General features: G+C 56.3%; 16 protein-coding genes. 8 read left to right on the plus strand and 8 right to left on the minus strand.

The window, feature by feature from the left end; genetic code table 11:
• The first annotated feature begins 3 nt into the window (after positions 1-3).
• From Pla100_RS15850 to pyrE, 5 genes are all read left to right on the plus strand, one after another.
• Positions 4-1,707, plus strand: coding sequence for a helix-turn-helix domain-containing protein (locus Pla100_RS15850; RefSeq protein ID WP_146578673.1), 1,704 nt, complete (start codon positions 4-6; stop codon positions 1,705-1,707).
• Positions 1,708-1,864: 157 nt separating this feature from the next.
• Complete coding sequence (locus Pla100_RS15855) at positions 1,865-3,478, plus strand: hypothetical protein (RefSeq protein WP_146578674.1); 1,614 nt, start codon at positions 1,865-1,867, stop codon at positions 3,476-3,478.
• Positions 3,475-4,215 (plus strand): hypothetical protein, encoded by a 741-nt coding sequence (locus Pla100_RS15860; protein ID WP_146578675.1) that lies wholly within the window; start codon positions 3,475-3,477, stop codon positions 4,213-4,215. The genes Pla100_RS15855 and Pla100_RS15860 overlap by 4 nt, the downstream gene beginning before the upstream one ends.
• Positions 4,212-4,667, plus strand: coding sequence for a hypothetical protein (locus Pla100_RS15865; protein ID WP_146578676.1), 456 nt, complete (start codon positions 4,212-4,214; stop codon positions 4,665-4,667). Before Pla100_RS15860 ends, Pla100_RS15865 begins: the two co-directional genes overlap by 4 nt.
• A 123-nt stretch (positions 4,668-4,790) precedes the next feature.
• Positions 4,791-5,363, plus strand: a complete 573-nt coding sequence (pyrE, locus tag Pla100_RS15870) for an orotate phosphoribosyltransferase (RefSeq protein WP_146578677.1) — start codon at positions 4,791-4,793, stop codon at positions 5,361-5,363.
• A gap of 5 nt (positions 5,364-5,368) precedes the next feature.
• Here the strand turns inward: pyrE and Pla100_RS15875 are convergent, their stop codons facing one another.
• Positions 5,369-5,677, minus strand: coding sequence for a FliM/FliN family flagellar motor switch protein (locus tag Pla100_RS15875; RefSeq protein ID WP_146578678.1), 309 nt, complete (start codon positions 5,675-5,677; stop codon positions 5,369-5,371).
• 23 nt (positions 5,678-5,700) lie between these two features.
• Here Pla100_RS15875 and Pla100_RS15880 point away from each other — a divergent pair, with 23 nt between their 5' ends.
• From Pla100_RS15880 to Pla100_RS15890, 3 genes are all read left to right on the plus strand, one after another.
• Positions 5,701-6,162, plus strand: coding sequence for a histidine kinase (locus tag Pla100_RS15880; protein WP_231603112.1), 462 nt, complete (start codon positions 5,701-5,703; stop codon positions 6,160-6,162).
• Positions 6,163-6,262: 100 nt separating this feature from the next.
• Entirely contained in the window at positions 6,263-7,327 is a 1,065-nt protein-coding gene (locus Pla100_RS15885) for a hypothetical protein (RefSeq protein ID WP_146578679.1), read from the plus strand.
• A gap of 77 nt (positions 7,328-7,404) precedes the next feature.
• Positions 7,405-8,130, plus strand: a complete 726-nt coding sequence (locus Pla100_RS15890; RefSeq protein WP_146578680.1) for a DNA alkylation repair protein — start codon at positions 7,405-7,407, stop codon at positions 8,128-8,130.
• 5 nt (positions 8,131-8,135) lie between these two features.
• On the opposite strand, the gene Pla100_RS15895 is transcribed toward Pla100_RS15890, so the two are convergent.
• From Pla100_RS15895 to Pla100_RS15925, 7 genes are all read right to left on the minus strand, one after another.
• The gene (locus Pla100_RS15895; RefSeq protein WP_146578681.1) at positions 8,136-8,924 is read right to left on the minus strand and encodes a class I SAM-dependent methyltransferase; all 789 of its coding nucleotides are present in this window, start codon (positions 8,922-8,924) and stop codon (positions 8,136-8,138) included.
• A gap of 28 nt (positions 8,925-8,952) precedes the next feature.
• The gene (locus Pla100_RS15900) at positions 8,953-10,854 is read right to left on the minus strand and encodes an ATP-binding cassette domain-containing protein (protein ID WP_146578682.1); all 1,902 of its coding nucleotides are present in this window, start codon (positions 10,852-10,854) and stop codon (positions 8,953-8,955) included.
• Positions 10,855-10,919: 65 nt separating this feature from the next.
• Entirely contained in the window at positions 10,920-12,626 is a 1,707-nt protein-coding gene (locus tag Pla100_RS15905) for an ABC transporter permease subunit (RefSeq protein WP_146578823.1), read from the minus strand.
• A gap of 226 nt (positions 12,627-12,852) precedes the next feature.
• A complete protein-coding gene (locus tag Pla100_RS15910) occupies positions 12,853-13,797 on the minus strand; it encodes a DUF1571 domain-containing protein (protein ID WP_231603114.1) in 945 nt (314 codons plus the stop codon).
• Positions 13,798-13,810: 13 nt separating this feature from the next.
• Positions 13,811-15,184 (minus strand): outer membrane protein assembly factor BamB family protein, encoded by a 1,374-nt coding sequence (locus Pla100_RS15915; protein ID WP_146578683.1) that lies wholly within the window; start codon positions 15,182-15,184, stop codon positions 13,811-13,813.
• Between the two features lie 388 nt (positions 15,185-15,572).
• A complete protein-coding gene (locus Pla100_RS15920) occupies positions 15,573-16,130 on the minus strand; it encodes a hypothetical protein (protein WP_146578684.1) in 558 nt (185 codons plus the stop codon).
• Between the two features lie 246 nt (positions 16,131-16,376).
• The gene (locus Pla100_RS15925) at positions 16,377-17,804 is read right to left on the minus strand and encodes a malic enzyme-like NAD(P)-binding protein (protein WP_146578685.1); all 1,428 of its coding nucleotides are present in this window, start codon (positions 17,802-17,804) and stop codon (positions 16,377-16,379) included.
• Positions 17,805-17,815: the final 11 nt, after the last annotated feature.

The following is a 17,815-nucleotide window of genomic DNA, read 5'->3' on the forward strand; positions in this document are numbered from 1 at the left end:
CTTATGGCCACCTACTTATCGCTTGAAGACGCCGCCAAACAACTCGGCATTCCCACGGAAAAATTGATCGATCTGCGAAGCCAAGGGCAAGTCCGCGGATTTCGAGACGGTTCAAGTTGGAAGTTCCCTGATTCCGAAATCGAAAGACTCAAGGACGAATTGCCCAACCTGTCCGGATTCGGATCGGGCATATTGGCCGCCGACGGTAGCGGTTCCAAACCGGGCACGATCATCGGTGGCGACGACAGTTCGCTGGCGATCGGCGACCCGATCCTTGATGATGACGGCAGCGGAAGCAGCAGTTTGGAACTCGGGATGGAGTTGCCGCGCAATGCGGGCGATAGCGACGTCAACTTGGTCGCCGGAGATTCGGGCATCGGATCGGACGTGCAGGTCGTTCGGGGTTCCTCAGCGGGCAGTGATGCTCCATTGGATTTGGACGAATTCAACATTTCGGGTCCGGCACTATCGCACGACAGCGGGGAGCTGGACTTGGGCGTGAGTGCCAATGACGACAGCGACGAATTCAACTTGGGCAGCTCGCTAGACTTGGCCGGTTCGGAGGAACTGTCGCTCGGCGATGATACACCTACGCCTGGTCCCAAACAGGCGAGTTTGAGCGGCTTGGATCTCGACTCCGACGAATCGAGCGACGCACTCGCCGATGATAGTGATGCCGACTTAGACCTCGGTTTGGTCAGTGGTGGCGACAACGCCGCTAGCAGTTTGGAGTTGATGAACGACCTGGACTTGCAGGACAGCGCCAGTTCGATCGGTTCGAAAAGTCACCTGAGCGGTGATGTGCTCAGCGAATTAGATTTGCTCGCCGGCGAGTCGGCAGGCAGCGGACTCCTTTCAGGCGATAGTGAAAATCTACTGGGCAGTTCTTTGCTCGGTGCCGAAGAAGGCGGATCCTCAGGAGTCGATGATGCCTTGGCCGATGATGATGATTTGATCATTGCCGACGACGACGGCGATCTTGTTGTCAGTAGCATGGGTAGCGACATTTCGATCGCCGGGGACAGCGGCATCAACTTGATGAGCCCTTCGGACAGCGGATTGTCGCTAGAAAGCGAGCCTCTGGATCTGGCTGGCAGTAGCATCTCGGCACTTGACCTCGGCGCGGAACTATCTGACGGCAGTGGTTCCGGAGGAGGCAGTAGCGACTACGGATCAGGTTTGATCCCCGGTGACTCCGGCGGGTCTGCGGTGGATTTTCAAGCCGACGAGGAATTCCAGTTGTCGCCATCGGGTATCCAACTCGAAGCATCTGACGAATCCGCGTCACAGGTCATCGATATCGAAGAATCCGAATCGGTCGAAGTCGACTCCGCATTCGACAGCGAAGCTGCTTTTGATGGCGACGTCGCATTCGACGAAGCGCCTGTGATGGACGGCGGGTTTGACGACGGAATGGGCGTCGCCGACGGCCAAGCCGACGCCGTCGGAATGGATGAAGAAGCGGGCGTCGTGGAAACCGCCGGTCGTCGCAGTGCCGCGCCGGGTTCGATCGGCATGCCGGCGTCCTATGAAATTCCCTTCACGCTGTTTCAAACGATTGGACTGTTGTTAATCTTGATCGTAATGAGTTTGGGTGGCATGTTGATGACCGACTTGATCCGCAATATGTGGAGTTACGCCGAACCGGCCGCACCGGTCAGCTCGCTGACTGACATGCTGATCGACATCGCCGGATGGGGTAAGTAACGGTTTAGGCGTCAAGCCAGCCTGGAACAGCTTGCCGCCTGTTGATCGAGTCTGAACGACAACCCGATATCGTGTTCAGGATCGAAAATAACGATCGTAACAGTTTTGCGATTTCGATTTTCTCCGCATTGCGATCACGCAGCAGGATCGTTGCCTAGTGGTCCGATCGAGCAACCTATATCTGGGTATGAGGTTGCATCCGTTTCCATCCGATCAAGTCAGCGTCGGCATCGATATCACTACCGATGCGTTGAGACTCGTTGCGCTGAACCTTACCCACCTGCAACCGGGTGATCAAAACACGGCGGTCGAGATCGATGTGCTCTCGACGTGGACACAAACGTGTGATTGGCCGGCCGAGGACCTCACGCAATGGGTCGCCAGCCTATGCGAGACGTTGGACGATCAACTTCCCGAGAGTACTTCCCCGAGTCGCACACGGGTCGCCCTGTCGGTTCCCACAACTTGGTTGCATTTTCATTCTCAACCCGCCCAGACAAACGAGAATTCGGCCGATCCCCAGCGACGTCCAGTTCAACGACGCCCAACAGTGTCGGTCGATGAAGACGCCTTATTTCAGATCGCGTCGGTACTGGACCGTCGAGGCTATCGCGTCGATTGGGTCGTCCCCGATGGAGTCGCCGTCGGACTGGCATCGCCCGAAGCCATAGGCTTCGACTCGCCATGTGTCGTGATGTTGCATCGTGATGGCGGAACCATCACGTTGTTTGATGACATGAATCCGGTATTGGTCCGCGCGTTACCGCCCGTCACTCGTCAGAGTCCAAGACCAGACCTTCGCCCAAGCCCGGCTCAATGGCGACAGTGGCGAGACAAAATCGCCGATGAGATAGACGCGACGTTGGAATACTACGGTCGGTTAACCAACGATCAAAAATTTGCCGATCGAATCTCTGAACAGTCACCCATCTTGTTTGGCGGGTCGCTCTTTGAAATACTCGGTGAGAGCGGCTTGAACTCCGTCGAACTGCTGGGCCAGTGGTCGGCTGGATTAAACCGTCCGGTCGCCCTTTGGAGATCGGAACTAGAGCCCGGACACGCGACCGCAACGTCACTCGCGATGTTGCCGTGCGTGGGAGGAACACAGAGGGCGGCGGTCCGCCGGACGCTTCAAACGGCCAACCTTTTGCCGGCCGCGTTTGAACTCAACCAACGTTTTGAAACCGTGCGATTGCGATGGTCGGCCGGCCTGATCATTGGCCTGATTATCACGGTCATGTTCGGCGTCGACGGTTATATCGTTCAACGTGAACGGCACGCCGATCAACGACGTCGCCAAGAAGTGATCGAGCCGATCCGAGATCATGTGCGGCAACTCCAAACCGTCGAGCGAGAATGCCTTCGCGATCTCGAACATCTGCAAACGATCGCGACGCATCGACCCAACGACGAGGCATTGCAAGCCTTGGCCGCGATTGCCGCAGCAATCCCTCATGGAAACATCGATCTGCATCACACGGAACTTGATTTTGTGAGTGGTCAGTGGTCTTTTGCCGGAGTGGCAAAAACCGAAGAGGCCTTGCTGGAGATGGCCCAACACCTTCGTCAATCAAACTGGATCGAAACGCCGAAGCAACATGAACAGATGCACTCGGTCATTGTCTCAACCGAAAGACCCTCCGACGATTCATCGCCCAAGAATCGTCGCGATGGATCAGAATGGTTCTATGAACTCGACGGACGCTTTCGCTGGGACACTCGGCTAACAGGGCCGCATGATCAGACGATCGACAGAGGAAACGACGAATGAGTGATGCCTGGTTGCGACGCATCGAACGGATTCATTGCATAGGAATGATTACAGCGGCTTGTTTGATCGGTACCGTTGCTTCGATGATGCTTTGGCCGGATGCTTTTTGGACGCGATTGATCCCCGTTCTCGAGACGACGCCGGTGGACCACCATTACAGTCTCGATGATGTTCGGCACTGGACAGAGGCCCGAGCGGTTATTCCGGTTCGTCAAGCCAAATTGAAACAACTTCGACAAGAGTTGACGCATCAAACCGCAGCGTTGGACGATTGGGTCTTGAAGGCCAGCACGGATGCCGCCGCTGATAAGAAACAACTGAGATCGGTTGCTGAATCGTTCCATGAACAAGCAACGCGTTTCGGAATGACCGTCGAACTGATCCGAATCAAAAAGAGCGAATCACGTTCGGAGAATCCGAGTCCGGATTCGGATGCGTCGATGGAACTACAGTGGTGTCCGATGACACTGCGAATGGAAGGCACCTACGCTCAAGCATGTCGGTTCCTTCACCATTCGGCAGAGCGTCTTCCCGCAATGTGTCGACGTCTAACGTGGACCCGGATTTCCGCCAACAGCGACCGGGATGCTCGACAACAAAATGTTCATCGTGAACCTCGTTTTCAGCTAGAACTGGAAATCGCGATTGCGATCATCCAGGACGAACCCGCCGCCCAAGTCGATTCCGCTCAAGACGATTCCGTTGAAGACAAATCGGATGAAGGAAATATGGCATGACCAAGAAAAACAAGCAGCTAATCTTGATCGCCGTGCTATCGTTGACCCTCTACGCGGTTTGGCCATCGGATCATTCGCGGCAACCTGAACGCGAAACGGATACATCGAATGTTCGTCCGGTCTCATTGCAATCGCGGGATCGTGAAGCGAAAGTTAAACCGAACGCGATGCCCGTGCTGAAGAAACGGAACACCGTGGCGATCGATCGAAGGCAACGTTGGTCGATCGACGAGATTCTGCGAAACAATCCTTTTCAAGGAACCGGCGTCACGGTGACGGAACCTTCCAAGGCGAACGGCGATGTCCAGGCGATCTATTTCTCGTCCCCCGTCGCTGGCATCTCGGCCGCATCGGCCGTTGTCGGCGGTCGCGTGGTTTCCCAGGGGCAACGTTTGTCCCCCGATCGAACCGTTCTGGAAATTCGGGAAACGGGAATCGCGGTGGGGCGTTAGCAGGGTCGGTAACCTTGGTGGGTGAGAACAGTCGCCATCGCCGGGGTGCCTAATCCCGAATTTTTCTGTTATGAAGTTCGGAACTTCCAAGCAACCCGTTCCCTTATTTGAGTGATCCGATCCATGGCCGGCTCGTCCCCCCATCAAGCCCTGATTGAGTTGATGGAGCGTGAAGCGCTCCAGCGAGGCACCTTCACGTTGGCCAGCGGCAAAACGGCGAGTTATTACCTGGATTGCCGACGCGTGACACTGCATCCCAAGGGTGCCGGACTGGTCGGCAACGCGATGCTCGACTTCATCTCGCGAAACGCGGCCGAGGCGGGGATCCCCGATGCGGTCGGCGGAATGGCGATCGGGGCGGACCCGATCACCGCGTCGATCGTGACCATCGCGGGAACCCAAGACATCGAATTGTCTGGATTCATGGTTCGCAAAGAAGCCAAAGAACACGGGATGGGCCGCCAAGTCGAAGGCCCGGTCGAACCCGGCCAAAATGTGGTGATCGTGGAAGACGTGATCACCAGCGGCGGCAGCGCGATTAAAGCGGTCGACGCGGCTCGCGAGTTCGGCTTGAACGTGCTCTACGTGCTCGCCATCATCGATCGATTGGCCGGTGGGGAAGCCGCGTTTGCCGAAAAGGGTCTGAAGCTTCATACCTTGACCACGATTCGCGACTTCGGAATCGAACCGGAGTGATGCAACTATTCCGGTTTCTCGACGCCGACTTGGCGGATCCGGATGCCAAACTTATCGCCGATTTTTACCGTTTCCCCGTTGGCGATGACGTGGCCGCCGACACTCAGTTCCAACGGATGGTCGCAATGTGTATCGAACGTCAACATCGAGCCGGGAACCAATGACAAGATATTGCGCAGCGTCTCTTTTTTTTCAGCTAAGACGACCGTCACGGGCGTCTTGATGGTCAATAACTTTTCGCGATACGGTGCGGGCGTACCGGTCGAGGCACCCGACAAGCTGGCGTAGTCCGTTTGAGGTTGTGTTTGATTCATCCGGTGATCCAATTCTCCTTCTCGTGGATCGTCCAAACGACGCGTTCGACTTGAACGATTCTGCGGATCACGTGGAATTACCTTCCGATAGCAGTGAGCGATTCATGACGACTGAAAATTCCTCTCCGACTTCTTCGAATCCCGAATCCGCCCGCAGTGGTGTGTTGTTTTTGTCGGGCGACCTGATCTTCGCTTCTCGCGTTCGCGCGGCGGCCTCCAATCATGGACGTTCCTTTGAGTTGTCGGGATCGATTCCCTCTCAAGCCTTGGACGTGGCATTTGTGATCGTGGATCTGTCCACTCGAGCCAAAGCTGTCGAAGGTTTGGTCGATGCGTGTGCACGGTGGTGTCCGGCCGCTCGCGTAATCGCTTATGGGCCGCACGTTCAAGTCGCCAAATTGAAGGCCGCTCGGGAAGCCGGCGTGCCGACCGTCCTCACGCGGGGCCAATTCGATGCGGCTTTGTCATCGGATTTGCTCGCCTAACCGCAAAAAAGCAGGGAATGTTTTTTCATTGTCTGGACTTCGGATGGGATAGGATGAGAAATGTTCCTAGATGGCATTGAAACTACGTGGGATTGAAACAATGAAATGGACCGCACTTGTTCTTGGTGTGTTGATCAGTCTTTCGGCCGCAAACGCGACATCTGCCTCAGCGGCCGACCTTGAGATGGTCGACGCGTTGGGGAATGTCACCGGCGTGATCGATGTCAGCGCCGCTGGCCTTTCCGTTTTTGAAAACTCCGGCGATCGGTTTTTCTACCAACGTGCCCCCCGATATGACCTTCCCGGCGGACGGTATCTCGGGTTCTACAACCTGGAACTGAACCGCATCATTCGTTTCCCTCGTGATGGCTATGGGCCGGTCGAACGAGCGGACTTGGACGCGAGAATTCCCCGATTCGTTCCCGCCACCGTGACGGTCCGTCCCATCGGAAGCGGTCGTGGGTTTGCACCTTACCTGAACGATTGGCTGGACCATGATTACATCGGTCACGGTCGCTTAGGCCAACCGATGTTGGGCAGCCACTTTGGCGGCGGGACGACTTATCTTGGAGGCTACCCGCCGATCGGTTATCCGCCCCTGTTTCCACAACTACAACTGGGAAGTGTCCCGTTGGCATCGGGACGTTTTCCGAGTTTTCAACCTCGGTCGATATTGCTGGAATCCAACACGGTTCCCAATCCTCCACTGCCGGCGGTGGAAGTCGAGTTCACCAATACGCATGACGAGATGCTGGTGGTCACGTTGACCGATGTTCAAAACCCTGGCAAGCAACCTCAGTACACCTTGAACCCAGGCGAAAGCCGACGCGTGAAATTGCCTCGCGACAATGGAGCGACGCGCGTCGATGTTTATCAAACCACCGATGTAACCGGCTTGCCGATCGAACAGGAAGTCCGCGTCAACGTGCCACCGGAAGTCCGCTACCAAGTCGTCGTGCATCGCATGAGAATTCAATCGATCGCGATCGACCGAACGGGTAAAAGTCCCAACCCGATTGAAGACGTTCACCGCCAAGGTGTCGGCGTGGGACGTTTCGAGCTTCCTCCAGGTGACCAACTCACGTCCGGACAGATCGACGTTTACGCGGCGGCCGTCAGTGCAAACAATCCCGGTTCCGTTGCCCCGATCATCACGCGACCTTGAGTCAAATCGTTCTACGACCGATAAGACTTCGAGCATCCTGAAAATGTTTTGTTCGTTCCACTTGAAATACCAATCCCATGACGGCGAAGCAGGTTCTCTCATCGCTACGGAAGGTGGCTCGCGAAGACAAGGCCGCTTTCTTCCCCGGCTTCTTTCAAGCGATGCCGGGCGGGTATGGCGAGGGCGATCGATTTCTCGGCTGCGTGGTGCCGGATCAACGAAACGTGGCGCTGCAATTTCGCGACTTGTCACGTGACGAGTTGGACAAGCTGTTTGCATCGCCTTGGCATGAGTGTCGGTTGACGGGCATGATGGTTTTGGTTGGTCAGTATGAAGCAGCAACGAAACCGAAGAATCCTCATCGTGTATGGGAGTGTCGCGAGATCGTCGAGTACTATCTGGCAAATCTCAACGCGGTGAACAATTGGGATCTTGTTGATTCGACGGCACCAAAGATTCTCGGGGCTTGGCTGGTCGACAACCCAAATGAAAGACACGTTCTCGATCGGCTCGCCGCGAGCGATGTGCTGTGGGAACGGCGCGTGGCGGTGTTGGCAACCTACCCGCTGATTAAGAACGACGAATTCGACGAAATCATCGACCTCGCCACGCGTTTGATGAACGACGGACACGACCTGATGAACAAGGCGATCGGATGGATGCTTCGCGAAATGGGTAAACGAGACTTAGCCCGGCTGGAAGGCTTCTTGAGCAAGTACGCGAAAACGATGCCACGAACGATGCTACGTTACTCGATTGAAAAATTGCCGAAGGATGAGCGGACGAAATGGATGCAAAGGTAGTCTGATTACTTGCTTGCCGCTTCGACCGGCTTCTGGAATCGCAACAAATAGTTTTCTTCAAACGCTTTGATTTCGATTTCATCGACGAATTCAAACCCCGCTTGGACAACTTCATCTTGAAAGACTTCTTTAGGCGCGCGAACGTGACCGATCAAAAACTCACGTGAAACGCCGGGGATGCGGTTGAAATCGATCAAGATCAATCTCCCACCCGGTTTGAGCGCCCGATAGATCGACGCGAGGGATTGTTGTGGACTTTCAAAGTGATGATAAGTGTCGCAGATGAAAACCATGTCCACCGATGCGGATGGCAATCGCGTTGACACGTCCGTCCCGAGCACCGGCGTCAGATTCTCAATTCCGTCGGTCGTGGCACGCGCGGCAATGTGCTGCAAAAACTTCGGGGCGATGTCGACGCTATAAACCCATCCATCCCATCCGGTTTGTTTGGCGAACAGACGGCTGTAAAAACCCGTCCCCGCTCCCACGTCGGCGATGCGATCGCCGGGCTTGATTTCGCAAGCCGCCAAAACCTCTTCTTGCGCCGCGAATACTTCACGGCTTTCCACCTCGAATCGTTCGATCCATTCATCCACATCGAGTTCGGGATTCTTAAAGTTGTCGTTGATGCCCTGTGGCAATTGACCCGTTGGCAATTGATTCGGTGAGACCGGGCGTGCCACCCCCGTCTCGGGTTTCGCAACGGCCTCTTGCGCCACCGAAAACCGGCCGACCGACAACCAAACCAGAAACAAACTGAAAAAGAGGCGACGGACAAACTTGTGATCATTCATGGTGCAAATCGTATTCATGGGGACTCCGCTATCGGCCACTGCGATGGCGGTAGGGGTTGAATAGAAGATAGTTCAAGTGGCGATACAAGTCGCTTGAATTGAGCAGGTCCGTGTGGCGGCCTTCGCCGACCAAGTTGGCTCCGTTGAGCAGCACGACGCGATCGCAGTGTCGCAATGTTTGTAAGCGATGCGGCAGCACCACCACGAGAGATCCGGAATCGGCCAGCTTCCGTAGCGATTTTAGACACGGGTCTTCGCTGAGGTGTTCCGTCGGCGCAGGGGGTTCGTTGGCCAACACAATTGCCGGACGATGCAATAACGCTCGGGCGATGCCGAGCATGTATCGCGAGTTCATCGAAAGCCCATCGCGAACTGCAGTATCGCTAATTGACGAACGATTCGTGTTCAAGCTCGATGCCGAACCGACGATCGTATCCAAACCATCGCTTAAACGAGTGATCATTTCGTACATGCCGAGACCTTCGAGAACGTCGACCATGTCGCGTTTGTCTACGTTGCGATCCAACCCGGCCATCAAGTTGTCCGTAATCGTTCCTTCCCATAGCGGGCCGTCGGGCGCAATCCACATCACCTGATTGGCAAGCGCTTTGGGATGAACGTCACGTAGCGCGATACCATCGATCTGCAAGATGCCATGGTGTGGCCGCCCGAAACCCATCAGCAATTCGACCAATGAACGCGTCGAAACTTCGTCGGTTCCCAACAAGCCCACCAATGATTTTGGTTGCAACGACAAGCTGAGGTTGTTCAAGATGGGTTTGCCGGAAGCGTCTTGCAAGGAAATGTCTTGCAAGTCGACCGATTCTCGCAAACCGGCCAAGCCCACTCGCTGCTCGCTCGGTGCGACATCGTCGTTGGATTCAAGGTAGAAATAAACCGCTTCGCACGCCCGACCACTGCGACGTAATTGGCGAGCCAGTTCGCTGATTCGCGCCGCTGAAAACGCCGCACCGGTCAACGCCAAGCCGAGCACCAACGAAGCCGGTAGACTGAGTCCTTGGTCGACCACCACGCCTGCATCGAGCGATTCGGCCGACACGTTTAATATGTTCGCGCCCAATCCCATCACCAACAACGCGATCGCGAAACTGCCCGCGAACATCAACAATGGCCACAAGCGACCGCGTCTCGCATCGTCACCGCAAACTCGCCGGTCCAACGATTCCAACTCGGCATCGAACGCTTGATCGGCCAAACCGCCGGCTTGCAGGCGAGCCATCATCGGGGCGTCGCCGATCAAACCTACCAATCGTTCTCGAATCACTGGAATTTCGAATCGCGAAAGTTCCAACCAATCCGGATTTCGCAGCCGCCCATACAGTCGCCACAGCGCCGCACCACTGATCACGGCCAAGATCGCCAACCAAACGTTGACCATGAGTGCCAAACCCACACAGCCGAACAACATCAACACGCTGCGCGGGATCACTCGATACCACAATGACAAGCCGATCCCGAGTTCGGGTAGGTCCTTGCCGATCAACTGCGCCGCCCGGGAACGCTGGGCGGCGGCGCCCTCGACTTCGGCGCGGCGCAGGCTTTGTTCCAAGACGCGTTTGTGCAGTGACTTGATGACGACGCGGGTGCGATGGTCCGCCGCGCGTCGATTCAACCACACGGCCAAACAAAAGATGCCCGAAAGCAACAACGCCAAGATCACCAACTCGGCCAATTGAGCGAACCCGTCTTGCAGTTCAAATCCCGACGGTAACGGGACCGCCAAGTTGGTACCTAAACGGACTGACGGCGGGGTCAACTCACGCTGATCGATCAATTCGGCCACGACGCCGAATAAAACGATCAAGAACGGGACGGTTAGCCCGGCGATCGTGGCCCACAGCCACAGCAATCCGGAACCATGCTCGGCGGCTTCTCGACGAGGTTGAGTCAGACTTGAAAAACGATTCACCGGCCAACGCCTCTTCTTTGTTTGTATGAAAAGGCGTCCAGCCTAGGAAGTCGCCTTCCTACAAGTTACGCCAAGTCGCGATCTTCGAATAATAGCATAGCCACCATCCAAACCGCGACCACGAAGACGAACAAATAGTTGAACGCACCGGCCAAGTAGATCAACGGCACGGCGTTGCCCGCATCGACCGCCGACTGCACATTGAAGGAGTTCAAGTTCGGCACCACTACGGCGATCAGCTTGCCGACAAAGCCGACAAGCTCGGGGTTCTGTTTCGCCGACACGACTAACGGACTGGTCAAGTTTCCGATCACATAGATCGCGAAACAGGTGATGAAGTTCGCCAACAACGGTAAACGAGTCGCCAACGCCACCGCGATCCCGCCGATCGCCATCGTTTCCATGAAATACAAACCCAATACCGGAAGCGTCGTCATGATTTCCTCATGTCCCTCTTGCCATTCGGGTGTCTGTTTTGAGGTCTCACGGGCGTCATAGATGGGCTTGTAAGACAACACGACCAACAACACCGCCGCCAAGATCACAAACAGCACCGATACGCTGAGCATGATGCCGCTGTATTTGCCCAAGATGAACGAACGGCGACTGACGGGCTTGGATAAAACCGTGAGTGCCGTCCGACCTTCGATTTCATCACTGACCGATGTTCCGGCACTCCACACGGCGAGCAACATGCCCAACACCATGATCAACGTCACACCGCTGTCTTTGAGCAACCGGATGTCATCGCCGAGCGTGTTGAAGGGGAAGATACCGAACAACAGGATTCCGAAGATGCCGATCGCGAGCAACAGCAGGTAAAGTGGTTGCGCCATCTCGTTTTTGGCCGTCGATAGAGCCAACGCCCAAACTCGCGGTGCGGCTTGACGCATCGCCATCAATCCCGTCATCGTCAAGAAAAAGATGATGGCGGTGAATACGATCGAAGACGCCTGTGGAATCTGCGGCAGGTTCTTGAATGTGAACGTAACCTGGGCCGGATCGATCTCTTGATTGTAGATATGCAGTTTGCTCGGATCGCCAGGAATCGGCGGTTGTTCGCGGTCCTCGTAACGGTACGTGATCGCTTCACTGCTGCCCGGGTTGATCGTAATCGGAGCCCGGCTGAATGCGGCCGGATCATCTGAATCTGACAAGAACACTTTCTTATCCGATTCGATCCGCAACTCGGCCACGTTACGGAAGTTGTACGTGATACCGGCTGGCAAAAATTCGGGTTCGTCTGAGGAAGCCGGCGCGATGGTGGCGACTTCGACTCGCGTTCCATCACCGACCAAGTTGACCGAAGAAATGCTATTGAGGATCTCGCTGGGCTCCTCCACAAACGGCGTCAACACTAAACCCAACGTCGCAAAGACGAGCAACGTGCCGAGCAGGTACGGCACGACGCCTTCGCCCAAGATCGAAAACCACTCGTCCCGAGTCCGATGCCACAATCCGTAAATGAGTCCGAACCCGAGTCCTACCCCGATGACGATCATCGGCAGAACCAGCAACTCCTTGTCCTCGCCGCCTTGGGGAACGTAAAGCACGCACAAAATCGCCGAAAAAATCGCACCGGCGATCAACGACAACGTCACGCCGCGTTTGGGCGAATCGGGCAAGTTACCCAGTCCCGGCACAAACGACAACGCAGCCAAGGCACCGTAGACGAGCAAAATCGCCAACGCGCCGATCACCAGACCCATCGAAAGGACCCACAACGGAGTCGAAAACACGGGCAACCATTTGCCCATCTGCCCGACGACCATCAGGGACGACAACAACGATTCGGCGGGCTGTGTGACATGGACACATTGGGCGAAATCGACGCAAAGGGGGTCAGCGATCATGCTTGACGACTCAGGACGGGGAATCAGGACAAGAAAAATGACGAAAAAGACATCGATTTGCCATCAAAATGACAAACCTTCCGCCCCGGCACGTCGAGGCAAGACCCTCGCTACGCAGCGAGTCGGTGTTTGGTTTGCCGATTGCCTATTTCTTGAACGTGTATTCCGGATTGGACGTCGAAAAGTCTTCGTCGCTCAATCCCACGTTCAATTCCAAGTCGAGGTATTGATAGGACTCGATCAAAGGCAGCTCGGCTGCTTCGTCCGCGGTCAAATCGGGACCGACCAAGCTCGGGACGGCCAGATTCGCATCCGCCAGATTCGCATCCGGCCAACCGAAACTTCGGAAACTGACGACCACGTTGCGTTGGCGATCGAGCACCAACTCGGCTCGCGAAAAATCCCCCTCTCGGCCGCTCGGCCGAGAACGGATGATTTCTAGTAACGTTAGCTCCCGCCCGTCGAACGGGTAACCTTCCGTCTTGAACACCCGGACGTCTTCGGAATCGCGGTCCTCTCCGCCTCGCTCAATCAACTTTTCGAGCAGCCGGGTCAATCCGATCTCGGTGATCGGGTACCGTTGGCCACGCATCGCCAAGAAACTGTCCGGTGCCAACGGGACCGTCATCATGCCGCCGATCATGCCGGCTTCCCGGACGAGCATCTTGCCATCGTTTTCGTTTTCGATCCAAATCACCTCGCGGCCCTTGACCGCGTCAGGTGAATCGAAACGCAGGTACACTTTCATCGGTGAATTCGGCTTGCCGCCTCGGTGGCGGGTCGAAACTTTGATCAACGATTCCGACGGTGGCTGCAAGACGCCGCTGCGATCCTGTTCGTGTTTGATCATTCGCGCGGTGTAGTCGTCCACGTTGGCGATTGTCGACGCCAGAGCCGCTTCGGCCAGGTCGAGCATCTCCGACATGGTGACCCGTTGGCGCTCGCCGGCCTCGAAGGTGTCCGTTTGAACCGGTCGGTGATCCGATCCGGATACGTGCGCCGGCTCATGGGATGATCCAACCGCAACCAGCGATACCAACATCGCGGCGGCGAGCGAAAATCCGATCGTGGGAATAAAAGCCGATTGCAAAACAAAAACCTGATCACTCGAACCGATAGATCGCCTGATCGGTACGAACGATCAATGCATTATCGATGACGGCAGGCGACGCCATGATTTGGCCGGATACCTGGTTCGTCTGAACGATCTCGGCATCTTCACCGGGTGTCATCACGATCACCTCTCCTTCATGATTGCCGAAATACAAATGCCCGCCGGCGAGAATCGGCGAAGCGGAAAACTTGCCGCCGAGTCGTTTTTTCCAAATCTCGGTTCCGTCCTGACAATCAAAACACGAGGCGACGCCGTTATCATCGACCACGTAGATCAATCCGTCGTGAATCAACGGAGAGGGTTTGGCGGGAATGCCTTTGGTGACGGTCCATCGCACATGGGTGCTCGTCACGTCGCCGCTGCCGTCGATCTTGACGGCCCACAGTTGCGGTTTGCCGAAACCGGTCGAGAAGAAAACCGTGTCATCCTGAACGACCGGCCGTGGAACGACCGAGAAGCCTTTGCCGTGATATAAACGCCAAAACTCCTCGCCGGTTTCGCTGTCGTAGGACACCATCCACTGCGAACCCATGCACAACAATTGGTCCCGGCCGTTGGAATCCGTCGCGATGATCGGCGTGCAGTACGCTTTCTTTTGGTCACCCGTAGGGGCTTCCATCGGCGGACGATCGGTCTCCCAAAGGGTCTCGCCGGTTTGCTTGTTCAAGGCCGTCACGTACTGCCTGTCCATGCCGTCTTGGATCAAGATCAATCGGTTGCCGTGCACGAGCGGCGAGCTTCCGGGACCCACCGCGTGTTGCAACGGCAACGTGCGTTGCCACAAGATCGTGCCGCTGATCCGATCCAACGCGAACGTTCCGAACGTCCCGAAGTGGCAATACAACGCGTCGCCGTCGATCACCGGGGTGGGCGACGCGTAGCTGTTGAGCGAGTGAATCGCATCAGGGTTTTCGACAGTGACCAAGTCGATCGTCTTGAGAACTTTGCCGTTGGCGAAGTCGATCGCGATGGCTTTAAGTTCGATCGCTTTGGCGATCGCCAATTGACCGAATTTCTTTTCGTCGTTGTCGGTTTTCTTGAGCAGTTCCAAACGCTCTTCGTCGGTGGGAGTCCGCTCGATCGCGGTCGTGACCCAAATCACACCGTCCTGCACGACGGGCGACGACCAAGCCTTGCCCGGCAGCGGCGTTTTCCAAGTGACGTTTTGGTCTTCGCCAAAAACGATCGGTGGTGTTTGCGAAACCACGATGCCGTCACCGCTGGGACCTCGGAACTGAGGCCAAGCGTCCAAGGCGTCGGCGGATGAACCGAGTGCCAATCCGACCGTCAGCGTCAGAACGAACGGATGGACAAATGAACTGAGCAGCGATATCAGCCGCAAGTGAATCGGGGAGGCGGGCATGTGCAGGAGGGAAATCGAGGGAGAGGCGGGTCTGTGGCTGCCTCCTAAGATAATCCATTTCGACTTGCCTGCGGTAGCAAAAGTAGGCTGGGTGAAGGAGGCTTTGCGACGAACACCCGGCTTTTGACTTTTTGGCGATTGTTGAAACGACCCAACCCCCAATGCTCCCAACCAATGCCGGGTCTGCGCCGAAGCGGCTCCGACCCAGCCTACGTCGATCGCTGCGTTTCGCCTGCTTGCCGCAAGCCCGAACGGTTGATGCTAAGCATCGCGTGAACAATAAGTGATGGATTCTTAACGTGGCGTCGACTTTCAGTCGACGTTTCAGGGTTTGGCGACTGAAAGTCGCCACCACTTAATGTTCACGCGATGCTTAGAATACTCCGTCTCAGCGGGTTTGCTGTTGCCAAGGAGGCGGCATTTCCGTCCAACGCGGGGCGGGCTGCTGGCTGGCCGGCTGCGGGCTCAGCGGGGCCGGATAATTGGCGTTGTAACCGGGCCCGCTACCGTATTGAGGCTGCTGGCCGTAGGGCTGTTGACCGTATTGAGGTTGTTGGCCGTACTGAGGTTGTTGTCCATAACCCGGCTGGTCACCGTATCCCGGCTGACCTCCATACGGTGTTTGGGCATAGGGTGCTTGGGGATTGTAGGGCGCTGGTCCGGCATATCCGGCTCCCTGAACGGTCCCTTGTGCAGGCCAATTACCCTGTGGCGGCCAGGTCGCCTGATCGGGTGCCGCACCGCCGGCTTGCTGTTGCCGGGCGAGACGTTCCTGCTCGCGCTTTTCAAGCAAATCGCGGCCTTTGTCGATCGCTTGTCGCGTATCGGCTCGGATCTCGTCCTTGTTGATTTCGATCAGCGTGCGACCGTCGTTGCGATCGATCGTGAACCAACCGGCCATGAAAGCCCCGCCGATAGCTAATCCCAATAGAAGCAAAGTTCGCATAGCTCATCCTTGAACGTGCGGTGGTCCGAGCGTTGATCCGTGAAACGTGAAACGGATCATAGAAAAATCGTCAGAAAACGAAAGATCAATTCACTCGGTAGTATCGGCATACTCGCCCGTGGGGATGAATGTGTCTAGCTTGCCAACCTAGGCTTCCTGCCAGACAAGCTGGCAGGGGAGCAATCCATGATGAATTGTGGGGTATAAAGAGGGCGGGAGTCTGGGAACGAGTGCACAAGCCATTGGTCAAGTCAAATCGAACGCCGATTTGGTTTTTCGTCGGGCGACGCCGGTTTCCATGGCGGCTTCGGAAACGGCTTTGGCTACCACCATGGCCACACGTCGATCGAAAACGCTTGGGATGATGTAATCGTCCAAGAGATCCGACTCTGGGATCACCGCCGCGATCGCTTCGGCGGCGGCCAACTTCATTTGGTTGTTGACCGTCGAGGCCCGAACGTTCAACACGCCTCGGAATAACCCAGGAAAACACAGCACGTTGTTGATCTGGTTGGGGAAATCGCTGCGTCCGGTCGCCATGATTCGCACATGTGAGTTCGCCAGTCGTGGGTCGATTTCCGGATCGGGGTTGGCCAATGCGAACACGACCGGATCTTCGGCCATCGACTTGATGTCGTCGAGCGTCAACACGTTGGCCGCCGAAACACCGATGAACACGTCGGCGTTCTTGATCGCCGTACTCAGCGGCCCAGAGATCTTTTCGGGGTTTGTATTTTGAGCCAACCATTGTTTGGTCCGGTCGGCTTCGGTCTCGCCCGCGTGCAGCGCCCCGGCACGGTCACAGGCGATGATGTTGGTGGCACCGGCGAGCATCAATAACTTGCAAATCGCCGTACCAGCGGCACCCGCTCCGTTGACGATAATCTTGACCTCGCTGAGTTCCTTGCCGATTCGTTTCATCGAGTTCCTCAGTCCCGCCAAAACGACGATCGCGGTGCCGTGTTGGTCGTCGTGAAATACGGGAATCTCCAATTCTTTATCGAGTCGCTCTTCGATCTCGATGCATCGTGGTGCCGAGATGTCTTCCAAATTGATACCGCCGAACGTGGGCGCGAGTTGCCGAACCGTTTCGATGATCTTTTCGGTGTCTTGGGTATCCAAGCAAATCGGGAACGCGTCGACGCCGGCGAATTCTTTAAACAACATCGCTTTGCCTTCCATCACCGGCATCGCCGCGCGGGGGCCAATGTTGCCCAATCCCAAGACGGCCGAACCGTCACTGACGACGGCAACCGTATTCTGCCGGATCGTCAGCGCGAACGAGGCGTCTGGGTCCTCGGCGATCGAACGACAGACCCGCGCGACGCCGGGAGTGTAGGCCATCGAAAGGTCGTCACGAGTTTTGATCGGCGTCTTGGGAATGACTTCGATCTTGCCGCCCAAGTGCATCAAGAACACCCGATCGGAGACGTGGACCACTTCCACGCCGTCAACCGAACGAAGTTTTTCGACGATCGCTTTGCCGTGCTCGACGTCTTTGGCGTTGACGGTGAAGTCACGCGAGATCGCTTGGCCGGTGATGTTGACTATGTCGACCGCCCCGATGGCCCCGTCGGCGTCGCCGATCGCGGTGGTGATTCGGCCCATCGCTCCGGGCGCATCGGGATAACGAAGGCGAATGGTGATGGCGTACGTGGGGCTGTGTTGAGACATAACGCGCTGCG

The organism is Neorhodopirellula pilleata (genome assembly GCF_007859915.1).
GTDB lineage: Bacteria > Planctomycetota > Planctomycetia > Pirellulales > Pirellulaceae > Rhodopirellula > Rhodopirellula pilleata.